This window comes from Streptomyces aurantiogriseus, from assembly GCF_014649375.1.
In the GTDB taxonomy this organism is placed as follows: domain Bacteria; phylum Actinomycetota; class Actinomycetes; order Streptomycetales; family Streptomycetaceae; genus Streptomyces; species Streptomyces aurantiogriseus.
Window position 1 is genome coordinate 1 of sequence record NZ_BMSX01000012.1, and the last position, 18,678, is coordinate 18,678.

Sequence of the window (18,678 nt, forward strand, 5' to 3'; positions counted from 1 at the left end):
AGCCTCACCCGACGGCTGGAGTCAACGCATAGAGCCTCCACCGATCCCGGAGCGGTTCAGCACGGCGGTGCGATGACGCGGCCGTGCCCTGGAGTCGGGCCAGGTAGCGCATCGCTGCTCGATGACGTGCCGGGCGGCGCCGCGCCGTTTCGAGTGAGCCGCGCCAGCGTAGGAGCCAAGGCTACTCAGATCTGGGGTTCAGAAACACGCACTCAGCACCCACGAACACGACAGGCCGACGAGCAACACCGCTGCTCTGTGACCAGGCCAAATACTGTCGCTCACGGGTCGAGAGTCTCAACCTTCACTGAGACAGATCAGCAAGTCGTTCACCTTCACTGAGACGAACTTGCATCAGTGCAGCTTGCCTGAGAACGGGTCCACTTTCGATGAGACAGGTCACCTCGGTGAGACGAAGGGGCCTTGCCATGCGAACTGTTCCGATATATCGTTGACGCATCGCGACAGATCAACGATGGAATGAATGGAGTGATGGCGATGCGTTCCCACGGATTCGAGCGTGGACATCGGCAGGACGGCCCCTCCCAGCGAGGCCGGGGTGGCTTCGACGGTCGGCGGGCGGCCTTCGGGCCCTTCGGGCCGGGTGGTCCGGGATTCGGCCCCGGCGGTCCCGGCGGCTTCGGGCCGGGCTTCGGCCCTGGACCCTGGGGCGGACGAGGGCGCGGCGGGCCCAGGGGGAGGGCGCGGCGCGGTGACGTACGGGCCTCGATCCTGGCCCTGCTCAAGGAACGGCCCATGCACGGCTACGAGATGATCCAGGAGATCGCCGAGCGCAGCGGCGGCGCGTGGAAGCCCAGCCCCGGCTCGGTGTACCCCACCCTTCAGCTGCTGGAGGACGAGGGCCTGATCAGCAGTGAGTCGGAGGGCGGCAAGAAGCTGTTCTCGCTCACCGACGCGGGCCGCGCGGCGGCCGAGGAGGGTCCGGACGCCCCCTGGGAGGAGGCCTCCCGCGGGGTCGACTGGGAGGCCCTCGGTGAGATCCGCCAGGCCGGCTTCGGTCTGATGGAGGCCTTCGGCCAGGTCTGGAAGACCGGCAGCAAGGAACAGCGTGAGAAGGCTCTCGCGGTCATCAACGAGGCCCGCAAGAAGCTGTATCTGATCCTCGCCGACGAAGACTGACGAAGACTGACGAGGACTGACGAGGACTGGAGAGGTCTGAAGAAGGCTGGAGAGGTCTGACGAAGGCCGGCGAGGTATGAGGGCTGGAGAGGTCTGACGAGGGCCGGCCAGGTCTCGGGATCCGGCGAGGATCGGCGGCCTCCCCGCCGTGACAGAGGCGCCCCGCGGAGCGATCCGCGGGGCGCCTGCACGTTGTCGTGGGCCTGCGCTCAGGCCACCAGCCCGCCCAGCCTGCGCAGCGACTCGTTCAGCGCGGCCGTCCCCGAGTCCTTCAGCTTGCCCGCCATCAACGACACGGCCGCGCCCGTGAACTCGCCGTCGATCCGCACGTTCGTCGCGTCGCCGTCGGGGGTGAGGGTGTAGCGCGTGGCCACGCTCACCGCCATCGGGCCCTTGCCGCGGATGGCCAGCAGACGGGCCGGCTCCAGCTCCGCCACGGTCCACTCGACCTCGGCCGGGAACCCCATCAGCTTCATGTTCTCCTGGAAGGTCGCGCCCACCTCCAGGGCCTGGGGTCCGCCCCCCGGGAAGTCGGTGTGGGTCGCGTTCCACTCTCCGTACGCCGACCAGTCCGTGAGCTGGGCCCACACCTTCTCGGCCGGTGCCTGAAGGCGTGCCTCCGCGCTGACTTCGGCCATGCGACCACCTCTTCGTGTCGGGCGACTCGGGCTACGGTGTCGCGGAACGTAGCCGCAGGGTCTCCAACATTCAATACTGACGAACCGTCAGGAAGTGTGGTGGAAGCAAGGAGGCGCGCGGCCCGAGGCGGGAAACGGCCGGATCTCCTCCCTGAGGAGGAGATTCCGTGGGCCGTGGTCCGCTCTGCGTGGGACGCGAAAATGCTTCCCTTCGGGGATGACCCGGCCTGCCGGGACTGATGGGGTGGGGGATGTGCAACCCCGTATTCCCCGGCAGTCGCCCCGCGACCAGGCGACCCAGGCCATGGACGACGACGCCGGGCTCAGCGCCGAGCTGGCGGCGGCGGTCGAGGGCGCGCGCCGACGGGCGGTCCGCGACGGGGACCGGCAGATCGACACCGCGCACCTGCTGCACTCCCTTCTGGAGCACGACCGCGAGGCGCGCGCCGCCTTCGACGACGGCCCTCAACTCGCCCGGCTCCTCGGCTACCTCGTCCAGCGCAGCATCGGCTACGGCCTGCGCTGGCAGAGCGGCGTCGAGGACTCCGGCGCTCTGCCCGTCGTCACCGCCGTCGAGGCCTTCTCGCCGCTCGCCTCCGCCGCCCTGGACCACGCGCGCACACGGGCCGTCCGCCGCGCCGGCGACACGGCCCGGGCCGACCGCCGGGCCCGTGGCGTGGACCTGCTCGCGGCGATCGTCGCCGACCCGCAGGCCCGGGCCGTCGAGGTCCTCACCCGTGCCGGCGTCGACCCGCTCGAAGTGCGCGCCCGCATCGAGGACGGCTTGGAGGAGTACGCCGGGGACGGCGAGACCGCCCGCTGACCCGGCCCTCACCCCGTCCATCCGCTGAGACAGGTGTCAACGGGGGTGACGCTCATGTCGTCGCCTGTCATCATGTGCCGGTGCATACGTCTGTGAGCAGTCAGGTCAACCGCGGAAAGGGCATCGGGCTCTCTCTGGCGGTCGGTTCGGCCATCGCCTTCGGCGGGTCCGGAGTCGCGGCCAAACCGCTGATCGAGGCGGGACTCGACCCGCTGCACGTGGTGTGGCTACGGGTGACCGGTGCGGCCCTGGTGATGCTGCCGCTCGCCGTACGTCACCGCGCGCTGCTGCGCCGTCGCCCCGCACTGCTCGCCGGGTTCGGTCTGCTCGGCGTGGCCGGCGTCCAGGCCTTCTACTTCGCCTCGATCTCCCGCATCCCCGTCGGTGTCGCGCTGCTCGTCGAGTACCTCGCGCCCGCCCTCGTGCTCGGCTGGGTGCGGTTCGTGCAGCGGCGGCCGGTGACACGGGCCGCCGCGCTCGGTGTGGTCCTCGCGGTGGGCGGGCTCGCCTGTGTCGTGGAGGTCTGGTCGGGGCTCGGCTTCGACGCCCTGGGACTGCTCCTCGCGCTCGCCGCCGCCTGCTGCCAGGTCGGCTACTTCGTCCTGTCCGACCAGGGCAGCGACTCCGGCGACGACGCCCCGGACCCGCTCGGCGTCATCGCGTACGGCCTCCTCACCGGCGCCGCCGTGCTGACGGTCGTCGCCCGCCCCTGGGGCATGGACTGGTCCGTGCTCGCGCACTCCGCCCGTATGGACGGCACCGAGGTCCCGGCCTGGCTGCTGCTCGCCTGGATCGTGCTGATCGCCACGGTCGTCGCGTACATCACCGGCGTGGTCTCCGTGCGCCGGCTCTCCCCGCAGGTCGCGGGCGTGGTGGCGTGCCTGGAGGCGGTCATCGCGACCGTCCTCGCGTGGTTCCTGCTCGGCGAGCACCTCTCGGCGCCGCAGATCGCGGGCGGCGCGGTGGTCCTGCTGGGCGCCTTCATCGCCCAGTCGTCCACGCCGTCCAAGGGCTCGGCGCAGCCGGTGGCCGGCGGCAGCCCCGAACGGGAGCTGTCCGCCCGGGGGACCGCCGCCTGAGCTGACGATCATTCCCGCTCGCCGCTCGCCGCTCGCCGCCCGCCCCGCGGCGGTGGTGCGGACGTCTCCGCCAACACGGTCGGCGCGTTCGCGGTCACCGTCCTGTGCCTGCTGTCGTTCGCCCTGGCGGAAGGCGTGGTGCCGCACGGCGCCGAACCGGAGGAGCGGGACGGCCCCCGGCTGACGGCCCGGGGTGGACCGGCCTCACGGCACCGCGAGGTAGTCCGGGACCTCGGTGCCGGGAAGCAGGCCCGCATCGGGGACCGGGGTGTCGTAGCCCTTGCGCAGCGGGACCACGCCCGCCCAGTGGGGGAGGGCGAGGTCCTCGGGCTCGTCGTTCACCCCGCCGGTGCGGGACTTGGCGGAGACCTCGTTCAGGTCGAGGCGGATCACCGCGGTGGCGGCCAGCTCCTTCTTGTTGGCGGGCCGTGAGTCGGCGGCGCGGCCGGGGACGACGTGGTCGACCAGGGCGTCGAGCGCCGTCCGCTTCTCCTCCGGGTCCGTCACGTCGTAGGCCAGGCCGTGCACCACCACGGAGCGATAGTTCATCGAGTGATGGAAGGCCGAGCGGGCCAGGACCAGCCCGTCGACGTGCGTCACCGTCAGGCACACCGGCAGCCCCGGGTCCGCCTGCCCCGCCATCCGCAGCGGGCGCGAGCCCGTCGAACCGTGCACGTAGAGCGTCTCGCCGACCCGGCCGTACAGCGTGGGCAGCACGACCGGTACGCCGTCGCGGACGAAGCCCAGGTGGCAGACGTACCCCTCGTCGAGTATCGCGTGCACCAGAGCCTTGTCGTAGGAGGCCCTCTGCGGGGCCCGGGTGGGGACCGTGCGGTCGGTGGGGGTGTAGGCGGCGGGCGGCGTCGTCGGCTGTGCGGACCCCTGCATGACACTCTCCATTGACTCGGATTTTTGCACTAGTGCATAATGGGCTTTGTGCTAGGAGAGTATCCGATCAAAGGTCGGCGCGCAGCAGACATTTCCGCGAGCATCGAGCGCGCGGTGGGCTCCGGTGAGCTGGAGCCCGGTCAACTGCTGCCCCCCATGCGGGAGTTGGCGGAGCGGCTCGGGGTGAATCCGAACACCGTCGCGGCCGCGTATCGCACGCTGCGTGAGCGCGGGGTGATCGAGACCGACGGACGCCGCGGCAGCCGGGTGCGGTCGAAGCCGGCCACGACCGGGCGCGAGTTCATCCGGGTCGAGGTTCCGGCGGGGGTGCGGGACGCGGCCGCCGGCAATCCGGACACGGCGCTGCTGCCACCGCTGGCGCCCGCGTTCGCCTGGGCCGCCGCGCAGGGCGACCGGGAGCCGGTCCTGTACGGGCACGAGCCGGTGGAGCCCGACCTCGCGCGCCTGGCCCGGGCCGAACTGGACGCCGACGGCGTGCCGGCCGGACCCGTGGCCGTCACCTCCGGATCGCTGGACGCCATCGAGCGTGTCCTCGCCGTCCACCTCAAGCCCGGTGACACCGTGGCCGTCGAGGATCCCGGCTGGGGTTCGCTGCTCGACCTCGTCCCCGCCCTCGGGCTGCGCACGGTCCCGGTCGGTCTGGACGACGACGGGCCGCTGCCCGAGGACGTGCGCCGCGCCCTGGAAGGCGGTGCACGCGCCCTGATCGTCACCGACCGGGCGCAGAACCCGACCGGCGCGGCGGTGAGCGCCGCACGCGCGCGTGCCCTGCGTGCCGTGCTGCGGCGGTATCCGCAGACCCTGCTCGTCGAGGACGACCACGGTCACCGGATCGTCGACCTGCCCGTTCACCCGCTCGCCGGGGTGACCCGGTACTGGGCCTTCGTGCGCTCGGCCGCCAAGGCGTACGGGCCCGACCTGCGGCTCGCCGTCCTCACCGGGGACGAGCTCACCCTCGACCGGGTCCGCGGGCGGCAGCGGCTCGGGCCCGGCTGGGTCAGCCGGATCACCCAGCGGGCGGTGGTGCGCCTGTGGGCCGACGGGGCGGTGGACGCGAAGGCGGTCGCGGCGGCGTACGGTCGCCGCCGCGACGCGTTGATCGCCGCGCTGGCCGAGCGGGGGGTCGCGGCTCGGGGGCGCAGTGGGATGAACGTGTGGATCGGCGTGCCCGACGAGACGGGGGCCGTCGCCCGGTTGCTGCAGGCGGGGTGGGCGGTCGCACCCGGCGCGCGGTTTCGGATGGGGGCTCCGCCCGGGATTCGGATCACCGTGTCGACGCTGACCGAGGACGAGGTGGGGCCGCTGGCGGATGCGGTGGCCTCTGCGGTGCGGGCGGTGCCGGGGCGCGGCTATGTCTAGGGTGCGGTTTTCACGCGAAGCGCCGTAGGGGGTATGGCGCGTTCACGAGTGCGGGTCCGCTGTGGCTGGTCGCGCTCACGCGGCGGAGCCGCATGGTGATACAGCCCCGCCCCCTCTGGCCGGGCCGCGTGCCCCGTGCCTCAGGCCTTGCCCCGCGCCTGCGTCAGCGCCGCCCCCGCCAGGACGATGACCGCTCCCACCGGCGTCGACCAGGTCAGCGTCTCGCCGAGCAGGGCGACGCCCGCCGCTGTGGCGATGACCGGGATGAAGTAGGTGACCATCTGGGCCGTGGTCGGGCCGACCTCGGTGACCAGGCCGTACTGGATCAGGACGGCCAGGCCGGTGCCGAGGGCGCCCAGGGCGGCGACCGCGAGGAGCGGGACGAGGGGGAAGCGGGTGGGGAGGCTGGTGAACAGGGGGGTGATCACGGCCAGTTGGGCGGTGGCCAGGAGCAGCTGCGCGCCGGTCAGGGACAGGGCCGAGGAGCCGGTGCCGGCCAGGGTGCGGCGGACGTAGATCCAGCCGATGGGGTAGCTGAGCGAGGCCAGCAGGGCCAGGGTGGTGCCGCGGGCGTCCAGGCCGTCGAAGCCCTGCCAGGCGCCCAGGACCGTCAGGACGCCGAGGAAGCCGAGGCCCAGGCCCGCGACCCGGAGCCGGGTCGGCCGGTCCTCGGAGAGGGCGACCAGGGACAGGGCCATGCCCCACAACGGTGAGGTCGCGTTGCAGATGCCGGCGAGTGTGGAGGGGATCGTCAGCTCCGCGTAGGCGAAGAGCGAGAAGGGCAGCGCGTTCAGGAGGAGGGCGGCGACCGTCAGATGCCCCCAGGTGCGCGCCCCGCGCGGCAGCCGCTCCCGCTTCACCGCCATCGCGGCCGCCAGCACCGCCGTACCGAACACCAGCCTGCCCAGCGTCACCTGGAAGGGTGCGTAGCCCTCGGTGCCCACCTTGATGAGCAGGAAGCTGAAGCCCCAGATCAGCGAGAGGGCACCGAAGCGCAGGCGCCAGTCCAGGGTGCGGCGGGAGCGGGCCGGGGCGGTCGGGGACGGGCTGCGGGTGGTGGAGGTGACGGTGCTCATGGTCATCACGGTGCTGGACGGTGACCTCGTAGCACAAGCGAGAATCTGCACGCGGTATCTCGTAGCATCGCTTACATGTTGAACCTGGAGCGCCTGCGCACCCTCGACGCCCTCGCCCGGCACGGCTCGGTCAGCGGTGCCGCCGCGGGGCTGCACATCACGACGTCGGCCGTCTCACAGCAGATGGCCAAGCTGGAGCGGGAGGTCGGGCAGCAGCTCCTCGCCAAGCACGGGCGGGGCGTCCGGCTGACGGACGCGGGCCGGCTGCTCGCCGATCACGCGGCCCGGATCCTGTCGCAGGTGGAGCTCGCCCAGTCCGATCTGGAAGCCCAACGTGGCCAGGTGGTCGGGGAGTTGAGGCTGTCGGCCTTTCCGACGGCCGCGCGCGGGCTGTTCCCCGCCGCGCTCGCCGAGCTGCGCAAGGCGCACCCAGGGCTGCGGGTGCGCTCCTGCGAGCTGGAGCCGGAGAACGGGATCGCCTCAGTGGTGCGCGGCGACCTCGACCTCGCGGTGGTCCTGGACTGGTACAACAAGCCGATGCCGCTCCCGGACGGCCTGGTCAAGGCGCCCATCCTCGATGACCCCGCCGATGTGGCGATGCCGGCCGACCACCCCCTCGCGGGGCGGGACGAGGTGGACCTGGGGGAGTTCGCCGAGGACGAGTGGATCACCTGGGGCCAGGGCGAGTTCTGCCACGAGTGGCTGATGTTCACGCTCCGCTCGCGTGGCATCGAGCCGATCGTCGGCCACCGGGCGGCCGAGACCCACACCCAACTCGCCCTGGTGGCCGCCGGGTTGGGTGTGTGCGTCGCCCCCCTGCTCGGCCGGCACCCGGTGCCCGAGGGGGTCGTCATGGTCCCGCTGCGTCAGCAGGTCCGCCGGCACGTCTACGTCGTGTGGCGGGCGGACGCCGACCGCCGCCCGTCGATCCGGGCGGCGGTCAGGGCGCTGAAGTCCGCGGCGGGGACCGTCGGTTGAGCTATCTGTCGGCCAGCTTGCGGAAGTCCCAGGAGACGATCTTCTCCGGCCGCAGCCGTATCCACGCGTGCCGTCCGTCGTGCGGCATCGCGTTCAGGGCGAAGTTCTTGCGCGCGAACAGCGTCTCCACGGCGTCGAGTTCGGCACACAGCTCGCCGGTGCGCGGGATCTCGCCCACGAACTCCACGGTGCCGGACAGCTCGACGCCCCGCAGCGAGTCGTACTCCTCGCCCGAGTCGATCACGATCGCCACCCGCGGGTCGCGGCGCAGGTCCGCCCATCGCTTGCTGCGCACCACCGAGTACAGCCACAGTGCGGAGCCGTCCCACAGGAACCACAGGGCGCTCACATGCGGGGCACCGTCGGCGGAGACGGTGGCGACCCGGCAGGTGCGCTGGAAGGTGAGGAAGGCGTCCAGCTCCCCCGGCGTCATCATGATCTTCCGGCCCCGGCGCTGCTGAGTGACGGTCATCCGGCCCTCTTTTCTGTTCTCTTCTCTCACGTCGTGCCAGAGATCTTCTGACATCACGTCAAAAAAGCGTTGTTCTGGAAAGCATGGGTCTTCTTCCGAGCTCACGCAACGGTGGCTATTCTCACCCGACTTCACCGGACCGACGCTCTGGAGGAACCATGCCGTCCCCCGAACAGCTCGGTGACCTCCTCGACCCCACGAGCACCGTCCTGCTGACCGTGGAATGCCAGCGGGGCGTCGTCGGACCGGACGCCGCGCTGCCCGAACTCGCCCGCGAGGCACGGGCGTCGGGCGCCCTCACCAACGTCGCCCGCCTGGTGGCCGGCGCGCACGACAGGGGCGTCCAGGTGATCCACGCCGTCGCCGAACGCCGCCCCGACGGCCGGGGCGCGAACCGCAACGCCCGTCTGTTCCGCGCCGCCGAACGCCTCCCCGTCCAGCAGCTCTCCGGCACCGCCGCCGTCCACGTCGCACCCCCCATCGAGGTCACCGACGAGGACGTCGTCGTACGACGGCTGCACGGGCTGTCGCCGATCCAGGGCACCGACGTCGACGCCCTGCTGCGCAACCTGGGCTGCCGCACCCTGGTCGTCACCGGCGTCTCCGCCAACGTGGCGGTTCCCAACGCCGTCTTCGACGCGGTGAACCGCGGCTACACGGTCGTCGTGCCGGCCGACGCCATCGCGGGGGTGCCGTCGGAGTACACCCCCGCGATGATCCGCCACACCCTCGCATTGGTCGCCACGGTCGCGACCACGGACGAGGTGCTGACGTGCTTCGAACGGCCGGATGCGAGCGTCAGGCGAGGCTGATCGAGTCCCCGCTGACCGTGATCTTCACCTCGGGCAGCGGCGTCTTCGCCGGACCGCTCTTCACGCTGCCGTCGGTGACGGAGAAGTTGCTCTGGTGGCAGGGGCAGTTGATCACGCCGTCGGCGACGCTCTTCACCGCGCAGCCCGCGTGCGTGCACACGGACGAGAACGCCTTGTACTCGCCCGCCGTCGGCTGCACGACGACCACCTTCTCGGCTTCGAAGACCTTCCCGCCGCCCTCCGGGATCTCGGCGGTCGTGGTGAGCGCGTTGCCGGCCGCCGCGCCACCGGTGCTCGCGGACTCGGAGCTGCCGGTGGACCCGGTCGACCCGGTCGACCCGGTGGTGCCGCCGGACGAGGCGGACGAGCTCGACGCGTCGTCGTCGGAGCCCCCGCACGCGGTCAGCGCGACGGTGAGGCCCGCGGCTCCGGCGGCCGCCACGACGGTACGGCGGGCGGGCCCGGAAACGGGTTTGACGGATGCGCTGGTCATGCTGAGGTTCCCTTCGTGGGAGGTGCGATGATCTGCAGAGATGTACGGGCTGTCGGCGTCGCTTGTTCAGCGCCCGCGCCAAGTCCGGACAGTGTCGAGATATTGACCCGTTCGAGATGAGGCGGGCGTAAGCCACAGCTGTCGCGGAGCTGTCGGCCGGGCGCGGAAGTGCCTTCCCGCCCCAGTAGCCTGCGGCGATGCTCAAGGAGGTCGTCGCGACCTGTTACATCAAGCCTCCGAGTGAGAGCGGCTCGCTGCCGGGCCTGCGCCCCGGCCCGGCGTGGGTGGCGCAGCAGGTGACCGGACCGGTCAGGAATCGAGAAGCCCCGGCCGCCGAGCAGCTCCTAGCGTGATGGCCATGGCAACCACCGCATCCCCTACGTCCCTCACATCCGTCACCCTCGAGGTGGCCGACCCTGAGGCCGCCCATCGCTTCCACACCGCCCTCGGAGTGGACACGCACGTACGCCTGCGGGCGTCCGAGGCGCACTCCACCGGGTTCCGCGGCTTCACCCTGGCGCTCACGGTGTCCCGGCGGGCCACCGTCGACAGCTTCCTCGGCGCCGCAGTGGACGCCGGAGCCACGGTGCTGAAGCCCGCCGCGAAGTCGCTGTGGGGCTACGGCGGCGTCGTCCAGGCGCCGGACGGGACGATCTGGAAGGTCGCGACCTCGGCGAAGAAGGACTCCGGCCCGGCCACCCGCGAGATCGACGAGATCGTCCTCCTGCTCGGGGTCGAGGACGTGAAGGCCGCGAAGCAGTTCTACGTCGGCCGGGGCCTCACCGTGGCCAGAAGCTTCGGCGGCAAGTACGCCGAGTTCGCCTCCGGCGAGTCCAGCCCCGTCAAGCTGGCGCTGTACAAGCGCCGTGGCCTGGCCAAGGACCTCGGCGTCCCCGCCGACGGCACCGGCTCGCACCGCATCGTCCTCGGCAGCACCGGCGGCTCCTTCACCGACCCGGACGGATTCGCCTGGGAGGACGCCACGTCGCTGACCCCGCCGTCCACGGCGTCCGCACTGTCCTGACTCCCGGCCCTGAACTCCCGCCCCGACCTGCCTCATCCCGGTACGAGAGGAAACTGCCATGCAGCACACGAAGTCGTCTGCCGAGAACTCCGGCACGGCCGCCGAGGAGTACAACGGATTCACCGCCGAGGAGCGGGCCGCGATGAAGGAGCACGCGCAGGAGCAGAAGCAGGCGGTGGCGCGGCGCGGTTCGCGGGCGGAGAAGGAGGCGGCAGCGGAGCGGGATGTGCTTGCGAAGATCGCCGAGATGCCGGAGGCGGACCGGGTCCTCGCCGAGCGCATCCACGCCCTCGTCAAGGCCGCCGCTCCGGACCTCACGTCCAAGCTCTGGTACGGGATGCCCGCCTACGCCAGAGACGGCAAGGTCATCTGCCACTTCCAGAGCGCGCAGAAGTTCAAGTCGAGGTATGCCACGCTCGGATTCAGCGACCAGGCGGCGCTTGACGACGGCGCCATGTGGCCGACCGCCTACGCCCTGAAGGAGTTGACCGCAGCCGACGAACAGCGCATCAGCGCGCTCGTCAAGAAGGCGGTGGGCTGAGGCCGGCCGAGGCGGAACCGGTGGCGGGAGTGAGCGGGCCGCGGACGATGCTCGCACGCCGGGCACAGCACGTCGCCACGGCCCGGTTGATCACCTTGATGTCTCCTTCGACTGATCGAGTTGGACTGATCGAGGCCACGCTGCCCCACCTGCCGTCCCGGATGTCCCGTGAGGCTTGGCCTTCCACGCCTGTACCCGTTGTCGGTGAGCGGCGATGTCGGCGTGTTGCTCTCGCTGACGGTCACAGGGGCGGCCGTCACCCCGGCCCGACCGATCAGCCCGTCTTGTGCCCCCAGCACGGACCGGCCAGAGCCCACTCCTTGCCCCACTGATTGATTCGTCGCCGGTCCAGCTGCCACCGTGCGGCGCTTCCGGCGCCGATCACGAGGCCCGACACGGCGAGGGCGGCGCCGGCCCCCAGGAAGCCCGCTTCGACGGCCGCGTCCGTCCGGCTCGGCGGCGCGGTGGTCAGGTCGCCCTGTGCGTTCGTCCAGACCGTGATCCGCCGGTGTCGTGGGGCCGACCGGGGACCAAGTCCATGACGATGACGGGGGCCGTTCAGCCCCGTGGCCGCGAAGCCGTCCGGACGTCACGGAGGCGAGCCCGATGCGCTGCGCCGTACCTTCCGGCCCGGCGGGGGACCGTACCCCGACCGGCGCTACCGGCTGGACCAACGGCGTCCCGGGCAGCCGGCCCGCCCAGGACTTCGAGACCGGCCCGATCCCTGTCGTGCACCCGTCCCTTCGGCCGCGCTCCTCAGGCGACCGGGACGGAGGCGACGTACTCGCCGCGGACCGCACGACCCCGTCCGGCCAGGTGACGGAGGCCGCGGCCGGACCGGGCGGACGCCGATGGACCCGGACATACTGGACCTGGGGCATGTGCGGCACCATGCCCCGCCGCCCGACCGCACCGGTTCTCCCACGCCACGTCGCAGAACCGGAGACCGAGGGAGGATCGGCCATGAAGGGCTACGTTTTCCACGGCCCCGGACACGCCTCCTGGCAGGAAGTCCCGGACCCCGGCGTCAAGGATCCCGCCGACGCGATCGTCCGGGTCGACGCCGTCACCATCTGCGGCACGGATCTGCACATCCTCAAGGGCGACGTACCGGGGGTGCGTCCTGGCACCGTGCTGGGGCACGAAGCCGTCGGCGAGATCGTCGAGATCGGCAGCAATGTGCACAGCGTCCGGCCGGGCGACCGTGTCCTGGTCTCCTGCATCACCGCCTGCGGCCGCTGCCGTTTCTGCAGACAGGGGACCTATGGCCAGTGCCAGGGAGGCGGGGGCTGGACCCTCGGCCACCTGATCGACGGCACCCAGGCCGAGTATGTGCGCGTGCCGTTCGCCGACCTGTCCGTCCACGCGCTGCCCGGCACCCTGGACGGAAAGGACGCCGTACTGCTGGCGGACATCTTCCCGACCGCCTACGAGGTCGGTGTGCTCAACGGGCACGTACGGCCCGGAGACACCGTCGCCGTGGTCGGAGCCGGCCCGATCGGGCTGGCGGCGATCGCCACGGCCCGGCTGTTCGCGCCCGAGCGGATCGTCGCGGTGGATCTGGCCGCCACCCGGCTGGAGGCGGCCCGGCACCTCGGCGCCGACGCCGTGGCGGACGCCCGCGAGGCGCCCGAGCAGCTGGTCGCCGACCTCACCGACGGGCTGGGCGCCGACGTGGTCGTCGAGGCCGTCGGTGTGCCCGAGAGCTTCGAGATGTGCACCCGCATGGTCCGGCCCGGCGGACACGTGGCCAACGTGGGCGTGCACGGCAGGCCCGCGACCCTGCACCTCGAAGAGCTGTGGGCCAGGAACGTGACGATCACCACCGGCATCGTCGACACCTCCTCCACCCCCACCCTGCTGCGCATGGCCGCGGCCGGCCGGCTGCCCACCTCGGACCTGGTCACCCACACCTTCCCGCTGGACGACATGGAGGAGGCGTACGACGTCTTCGGCCGGGCCGCCGACACCGGCGCTCTCAAGGTCGTCCTCGGCGGGGAGCAGCACGAAGTGGTCGCTGTCCGAGCGGCCTGAAGAACAGAGAGGAAGTGACGGGTCATGGTGGAACGTGTCCCGTCGAGGCCGACCGAGACCGCCCCCGTGGGCGACCTCGGGCGGCGACTCGCCCTGCGACGTGCGCAACTCGGTCTCTCCCGACAGGAGACGGCCGCCCGGGCGGGCATGGCCCCCGGCTACCTCCAGTATCTGGAGGAGTATCCCGGCGCCGCACCGGGCGCGGGGGTGCTCCACGGACTGGCGGAAGTGCTCCGGACCACGGTCAGGGAACTCACGGGCGGCGACACCGATCTGCCGCCCGGCGCCGGTCACCAGGCCTCCCGCCAACCCGAGTTCACCGAGCTGACGACGCAGGAATGCCGCGACCTGCTGTCGACGCACGGCGTGGGACGCATCGCCGTGCCCACACTCGCCGGGCCCGTCATCGTCCCCGTCGACTACAGCGTCGTCGACGACGCCATCGTCTTCCGGACCGCCCCCGGCACGACACCGTCGCAGGCGGCCGGCTGCCAGGTCGCCTTCGAGGTGGATCGGATCGACGACGTGTTCGGCCAGGGCTGGAGCGTGCTCGTGCGGGGACACGCGCGGACCGTGACCAACCCCGACGAGGTCCGCCGTCTCGACGAGCAGGCGTGCAGCACGCCCTGGGCGGGCGGGCCGCGCGATCAGTGGGTACGCATCGACGTTCCCCTTGTCATCACCGGACGCCGTATCACGGCGTGACGCAGGCCGAACGGCGCGGCCCACCACAGCCGTTCGGCGTGCGACCGGATGCTCGGGGCCCCTGCCGGCCGCTCCACACGAGTCCGCTGTGGCCGTCATCCAGCCTGGTCGCGGACCTGGCACCACCACGAGGGCCGTCCGGGGCCCTCTGGTGGGCCATGGGGCCCCACCTGATCATGTGCCGGCGCGCAGGAGGTGCCGATCGGCACTCGATGCCGTCCGGCCAGGGGTGAGATGGTGGCGGTGGAGCTCGATGCTGCCTGGCCGCGCAGCCTGACGAAAGGCGGTGGGGAAGATGGAGCTGCCCTTGGTCGTGGGGGTCGACGGATCGGACGGGAGCCTCCTGGCGGTCGACTGGGCGGTGGGCGAAGCGGCCCGGCACGGACTGCCGCTGCGGCTGGTGTACGCCTCCCTGTGGGAGCGGTACGAGGGTGCCGCCCCGCCCGGCGATGAGCGCCCGTCCGAGCAGCTGATGGCGGAGGCCGTCGTCGCGGACGCGGTGGAGCGCGCCCGTCGGCGGGACCCCGATGTGAAGGTCTCGGCGGAGGTGGTTCCCGACGAGGCGTCGAACGCACTGCTGCGCGAGGGCCCCGGAGCCTACGCTCTGGTGACCGGTTCCCGGGGGCGTGGTGTGCTTTCCGGTCTGCTCCTGGGGTCGGTCTCCCTGGCCGTGGCGGCTCGCGCCCACTGCCCGGTGATCGTGGTCCGAGGGGACAAGGCCGGCCTGGCGGGCAGCCACGAGCGGATCCTGCTCGGCGTCGACGACGCCGCGACCGCTGGTGAGGCCGTACGGTTCGCGTTCCGCGAGGCTGAGGCACGGGGGTGCGTTCTCGACGTCGTGCGCGCCTGGCGTCGCCCCGCGCACGAGACCGCCGACCAGGTGTCCCCGGACCTCGTCCGGGGAGAATCCCAGCCGGCCGTGAACCCGGCACATGACCACGAGCGGCAGGCGTCCGCCCTGCTGGACGCCGCGCTGCACGACGCGGCGACCGACCACCCCGCGGTCCGGGTGCGCCGCACCACGGTCGAGGGACCGGCCCGCAGGGTGCTGCTGCACCGGTCGGCAGCGGCGGACCTCGTGGTCGTCGGGGCCCAGCGCCGCAGCGGCCACTTCGGCCTTCAGCTCGGCCGGGTGGCGCACACGCTGCTGCACCACGCGGCCTGCCCGGTCGCCGTCGTGCCGCAGCGGGTGTGATCATGCGCCGCCCCCTCGCCCCCGACACGCCCGCACCGACGAGCCGTGCGTGTTCCTCCGCCTCCCGGCCGGAGCCGGCCGGTGCGGTCAGCGCGTGCGAGTGCGTCACCGAGGAAGGCAGCGGCAGAGCCCGGACGGCACACACGCGCGTTCCGCACGCGCTCGCGGCGGTGAAGGCGAACTCCAGGAGCGGGGCGGCGGCCGTCCCTCCTCCTGCGCACCGACCACGTTCTCGTCCCGGTCGCCGGCCGCCGGTTGGTCCCGGCCCTCCTCGACGGACGGCCCCGTTCTGGGGACGCCCCCGGTGCGAGTCCCCCGCGCCGGGGCTGTGTCCGACCGTGATCGCTGTGCGGCGGTGAGCGCGTACGGCCAGCCCATGGCGTCGGCCAGATCGAACCAGCGGAGCGTCTGCTCCAGGTTCTTGGGGCTGTTGTGGTCCATCATCCAGCTGAACGTGGCCGCTCCGGGGCGCACCCAGGAGGTGTCGTCCAGCGCGCAGGGGACGCCGAGGTCGGTTGCGAGGGTGGTGCCGGCGACGCGGGCGGCGGTGCGGGCCACCGCGACGAACCGCCAGGGGGTCTGCCAGGCGCCGCCGACCTGCGGGGTGCCGGGGCCGAGGGTGCCGAGCGCCTCGTCGTCGTAGGGGAAGGCGACGATGTACGTCACCTGCCCGGCGACCGCGTCGAGGGCGGGCTGTGCGAGGTGGCAGGCCGGGTACGTGCCGTTCCATACCGGACTCGCTCGCCAGCACCCACCACTCGTCGCCGTCGGCCCCGGCCGTGCGGGCCAGCAACGGGAAGGAGGCGCCGCGCGCAGAGGCGGTGGCGTCGCCCAGGGCGGGGATGGTGTGGTGGTCGCGGGGGACGTACCACTCCTGGTACTTGGGCTTTTGGACGGTGTACGGCAGGGTGAACTGCGCGCCGCCGTCGGCCGGCGCGGATCCCGCTGAGAGAGGAACGGCCAGGGCAGCGGTGGTCGTGGCGGCCGCGGCGATGACGGTCCTTTCGGGAGACTCTGCCGGGATTCTCGTGGTTCATGGGGGCGGGCACGTCCTCTGCCTCGGATGCGTCGGATCGGGTGGAGCCTGGCCGACGTTGTCCGCGGGCAGTGACGTGGCGATGTTCCCAGTCTGAAGGATCATCGAGCAAACCGATACCGAACGCGGCGCCGGTCTGCTCGGTCCGACGGCCAGACCCGAGCCGGCCGGCAACGGAGACTTCCTGCTCAGCGCGCGCTCGTGCCCGACGAGAGGGGCATGCGGATCACCGTCGACCACGGCGTCGGATCGGCGGCGCGCTCTCCTTCCTCCTGCGCCTGCGGCACGGCGGTCCGCACCCGCTGACGTCGGGGACGGGTGTCGCCTTTTCCAGGATGTGCGGTGTGACCGCATGAGCCCGCGGTACCCGGCATGTATCCCGGAAGGGGTGAGGTGCCGGTGGACGGCGACGAGAGGCTTCAGCGTCGGCGCCCTGCCATGGCGCCCGGGTCGGCCTGGGCTGCTGACCGCGGCAGCATCACCGAACAGTTCAGACAGCTCACCCGAGCTCAGGCACGGATGCAGGCGCTGCTGGACGCGGTGCTCGCGGTCAGCCGGGAGCTGGAGCTGCCGGTGGTGCTGCGGCGGATCGTGAGCGCGGCGATGCATCTCGTGGACGCCCGCTACGGCGCCCTGACCGTGTTGAAGGAGAACCAGCCGGGCCTTCAGGAGTTCATCCCGCTCGGTCTGAGCGAACAGCAGCGGCATGACCTGACCGGAGTCGGTCTGCCGCTGGGCCGCGGCCTCCTCGGGCGCATGATCGAGCGGCACGAACCGCTGCGCGTGGACGACGTGCCGCACCACCCGGACGCGGTCGGCTTCCCTGCGGGGCATCCGGCGATGCGCACCCTGCTCGGGGTGGCCATCGGCGTGCACGGGCGCACCTACGGCAACCTGTACCTGGCCGACCGGCGCGACGGCAGACCGTTCGACGAGCAGGACTCGGCCGTGGTGCTCGCGCTGGCCGGGGCCGCCGGCATCGCCATCGAGAACGCCCGTCTGTACGAGCACGTCCGCACGTCCGCCGAGCAGTTCCAGCGTCTCCTGCTGCCCACCCTGCCCGATCTGACCCCATTCACCGCGGCCGGGGAGTACCGGGCGGCCACCGCCGGCCACCAGCTGGGCGGCGACTGGTACGACGCCCTGCTCCTCCCGGACGGCGCGTGTGCCGCGATCATCGGTGACGTGGTGGGACATGACGTGACCGCGGCCGCTGCCATGGCTCAGATCCGCAACATGCTCCGCGCGCTGCTGTACGACCGGCGTACTCCGCCGAGCCTGGTCCTGGACCGTCTCGACGACACCCTGGACTCCATCACCGACGCCCCCGTCACCACCGTCGCCCTGGCCCGCATCGAACCCGACGGCGACGGCTGGCGCCTGCACTGGTCGACGGCCGGCCACCTGCCGCCCCTGGTGGTCACAGCTGACGGCCGCACACGCTATCTCCACGCCGAACCCGGTGTGCCACTGGGCGTCGACCGCCGCCTGCCGCGCCGCGATCACACCCGTCCGCTGGCGTCCGGAGACACGGTGCTGCTCTTCACCGACGGCCTGGTCGAACATCCTGAGCTCCCTCTGGACACCGGCCTGGGCCGGCTCGCCGCCACCGCCGCCGCCCTCACCGGGCTGCCCCCCGACGTGCTCTGCCGCACGCTTGCCGACCAGCACCCCAGCGACGGCCATGACGACATCGCCCTTCTCGCCGTACGCGTCCCGCCCGCCGGTCCCGGTGACCACCGGATCCGCTGACAGCGGTCACGGCTCCGGCGCGATGCTTGGCAGAGCGGTCTCGCCGGGTTCCTGGTGGGCTCGGTCGCCCTGGGTGTGGTGGCGAAGGCCACCCGGCCTGTCGTTCTCGTGCGGGCGGGCGAGGAGGCCGCGGGCGAGCAGGTCCCGGCAGCCGAGGGCAGTGCCTCCACCCGCACCGGGTACCGGGATGTGGTGCTGGGTCTCGACCTCGGTGATCCGTGCGACGAGGTGATCGAGTTCGCCTTCGAGGCCGCACGGCTGCGTGGAGCGAGGCTGCGGGTCGTGCACGCCTGGCAGGCGCCGTCCGCGGCCGGCCTCGGCCCGGCGACATCGGGTTGGTGACCCATGCGCAGCGGGCGGAGGAGTGGCAGGGCTTCCTCTCCGCGCTCCTGCAGGTGTGGCGGGAGAAGTATTCCGAGATCGAGGTCCTGGAGACCGTGACGGAGGGCAGGGCCCGGTCCGTGCTGCTGCGGGCCGCCTCCTCGGCGAGCCTGCTGGTGGTCGGCCACCGGCTCACCGAGCGGCCGGTGGGCCCACGCACCGGCCCCGTCACCCACGCCGTCATCCATCACGTGGGCTGCCCCGTGGCCGTCGTGCCGCACGAGTGAGAGC

Annotated in this window: 19 protein-coding genes and 1 pseudogene; 14 read left to right on the plus strand and 6 right to left on the minus strand. The window is 72.2% G+C overall.

What is annotated here, in order from left to right:
- Nucleotides 1-498: 498 nt before the first annotated feature.
- Nucleotides 499-1,140, plus strand: coding sequence for a PadR family transcriptional regulator (locus IE263_RS24265; RefSeq protein ID WP_189939872.1), 642 nt, complete (start codon nt 499-501; stop codon nt 1,138-1,140).
- 209 nt (nt 1,141-1,349) lie between these two features.
- On the opposite strand, the gene IE263_RS24270 is transcribed toward IE263_RS24265, so the two are convergent.
- Nucleotides 1,350-1,778, minus strand: coding sequence for a type II toxin-antitoxin system Rv0910 family toxin (locus IE263_RS24270; protein ID WP_189939873.1), 429 nt, complete (start codon nt 1,776-1,778; stop codon nt 1,350-1,352).
- Nucleotides 1,779-2,031: 253 nt separating this feature from the next.
- On the opposite strand from IE263_RS24270, the gene IE263_RS24275 reads away from it, so the two are divergent.
- Both IE263_RS24275 and IE263_RS24280 read left to right on the plus strand, forming a co-directional pair.
- A complete protein-coding gene (locus IE263_RS24275; protein WP_229911130.1) occupies nt 2,032-2,601 on the plus strand; it encodes a Clp protease N-terminal domain-containing protein in 570 nt (189 codons plus the stop codon).
- Nucleotides 2,602-2,675: 74 nt separating this feature from the next.
- Nucleotides 2,676-3,680, plus strand: a complete 1,005-nt coding sequence (locus tag IE263_RS24280; protein ID WP_189939875.1) for an EamA family transporter — start codon at nt 2,676-2,678, stop codon at nt 3,678-3,680.
- A gap of 204 nt (nt 3,681-3,884) precedes the next feature.
- Here the strand turns inward: IE263_RS24280 and IE263_RS24285 are convergent, their stop codons facing one another.
- A complete protein-coding gene (locus IE263_RS24285) occupies nt 3,885-4,568 on the minus strand; it encodes a pyridoxamine 5'-phosphate oxidase family protein (protein WP_189939876.1) in 684 nt (227 codons plus the stop codon).
- A 48-nt stretch (nt 4,569-4,616) separates the two neighbouring features.
- Between IE263_RS24285 and IE263_RS24290 the strand changes: the two genes are divergently transcribed.
- On the plus strand, nt 4,617-5,948 hold the full coding sequence (locus tag IE263_RS24290) for an aminotransferase class I/II-fold pyridoxal phosphate-dependent enzyme (RefSeq protein ID WP_189939877.1): 1,332 nt from the start codon (nt 4,617-4,619) through the stop codon (nt 5,946-5,948).
- Between the two features lie 140 nt (nt 5,949-6,088).
- On the opposite strand, the gene IE263_RS24295 is transcribed toward IE263_RS24290, so the two are convergent.
- Nucleotides 6,089-7,024, minus strand: a complete 936-nt coding sequence (locus IE263_RS24295; RefSeq protein ID WP_189939878.1) for a DMT family transporter — start codon at nt 7,022-7,024, stop codon at nt 6,089-6,091.
- Between the two features lie 75 nt (nt 7,025-7,099).
- Between IE263_RS24295 and IE263_RS24300 the strand changes: the two genes are divergently transcribed.
- The gene (locus IE263_RS24300; protein ID WP_189939879.1) at nt 7,100-8,002 is read left to right on the plus strand and encodes a LysR family transcriptional regulator; all 903 of its coding nucleotides are present in this window, start codon (nt 7,100-7,102) and stop codon (nt 8,000-8,002) included.
- 1 nt (nt 8,003) lies between these two features.
- On the opposite strand, the gene IE263_RS24305 is transcribed toward IE263_RS24300, so the two are convergent.
- Nucleotides 8,004-8,474: a pyridoxamine 5'-phosphate oxidase family protein gene (locus tag IE263_RS24305; RefSeq protein ID WP_189939880.1), complete on the minus strand. Its 471-nt coding sequence runs from the start codon at nt 8,472-8,474 to the stop codon at nt 8,004-8,006.
- Nucleotides 8,475-8,632: 158 nt separating this feature from the next.
- Here IE263_RS24305 and IE263_RS24310 point away from each other — a divergent pair, with 158 nt between their 5' ends.
- On the plus strand, nt 8,633-9,286 hold the full coding sequence (locus IE263_RS24310) for a cysteine hydrolase family protein (RefSeq protein WP_189939881.1): 654 nt from the start codon (nt 8,633-8,635) through the stop codon (nt 9,284-9,286).
- Here IE263_RS24310 and IE263_RS24315 read toward each other — a convergent pair.
- The gene (locus tag IE263_RS24315) at nt 9,273-9,779 is read right to left on the minus strand and encodes a Rieske (2Fe-2S) protein (protein WP_189939882.1); all 507 of its coding nucleotides are present in this window, start codon (nt 9,777-9,779) and stop codon (nt 9,273-9,275) included. The two genes, IE263_RS24310 and IE263_RS24315, sit on opposite strands and share 14 nt — an antisense overlap.
- A 197-nt stretch (nt 9,780-9,976) precedes the next feature.
- Between IE263_RS24315 and IE263_RS24320 the strand changes: the two genes are divergently transcribed.
- From IE263_RS24320 to IE263_RS24345, 6 genes are all read left to right on the plus strand, one after another.
- Entirely contained in the window at nt 9,977-10,132 is a 156-nt protein-coding gene (locus tag IE263_RS24320; RefSeq protein WP_189939883.1) for a hypothetical protein, read from the plus strand.
- Nucleotides 10,133-10,137: 5 nt separating this feature from the next.
- Entirely contained in the window at nt 10,138-10,803 is a 666-nt protein-coding gene (locus IE263_RS24325) for a glyoxalase (RefSeq protein WP_373312061.1), read from the plus strand.
- 58 nt (nt 10,804-10,861) lie between these two features.
- Nucleotides 10,862-11,344 carry an iron chaperone gene (locus tag IE263_RS24330; protein ID WP_189939885.1) on the plus strand — a complete coding sequence of 161 codons (483 nt, stop codon included), beginning with the start codon at nt 10,862-10,864 and terminating at the stop codon, nt 11,342-11,344.
- 963 nt (nt 11,345-12,307) lie between these two features.
- Complete coding sequence (locus tag IE263_RS24335) at nt 12,308-13,378, plus strand: zinc-dependent alcohol dehydrogenase family protein (protein ID WP_189939886.1); 1,071 nt, start codon at nt 12,308-12,310, stop codon at nt 13,376-13,378.
- Nucleotides 13,379-13,402: 24 nt separating this feature from the next.
- The gene (locus IE263_RS24340; protein ID WP_189939887.1) at nt 13,403-14,083 is read left to right on the plus strand and encodes a helix-turn-helix domain-containing protein; all 681 of its coding nucleotides are present in this window, start codon (nt 13,403-13,405) and stop codon (nt 14,081-14,083) included.
- Nucleotides 14,084-14,378: 295 nt separating this feature from the next.
- Nucleotides 14,379-15,278: a universal stress protein gene (locus IE263_RS24345; RefSeq protein ID WP_189939888.1), complete on the plus strand. Its 900-nt coding sequence runs from the start codon at nt 14,379-14,381 to the stop codon at nt 15,276-15,278.
- A 105-nt stretch (nt 15,279-15,383) separates the two neighbouring features.
- Here IE263_RS24345 and IE263_RS49550 read toward each other — a convergent pair whose 3' ends face one another.
- Nucleotides 15,384-15,944: a hypothetical protein gene (locus IE263_RS49550; RefSeq protein ID WP_189939889.1), complete on the minus strand. Its 561-nt coding sequence runs from the start codon at nt 15,942-15,944 to the stop codon at nt 15,384-15,386.
- Between the two features lie 742 nt (nt 15,945-16,686).
- On the opposite strand from IE263_RS49550, the gene IE263_RS24355 reads away from it, so the two are divergent.
- Both IE263_RS24355 and IE263_RS50080 read left to right on the plus strand, forming a co-directional pair.
- A complete protein-coding gene (locus tag IE263_RS24355; protein WP_373312063.1) occupies nt 16,687-18,066 on the plus strand; it encodes a PP2C family protein-serine/threonine phosphatase in 1,380 nt (459 codons plus the stop codon).
- Between the two features lie 33 nt (nt 18,067-18,099).
- A pseudogene (locus IE263_RS50080) lies at nt 18,100-18,674 on the plus strand (universal stress protein); the annotation flags it as partial.
- Nucleotides 18,675-18,678: the final 4 nt, after the last annotated feature.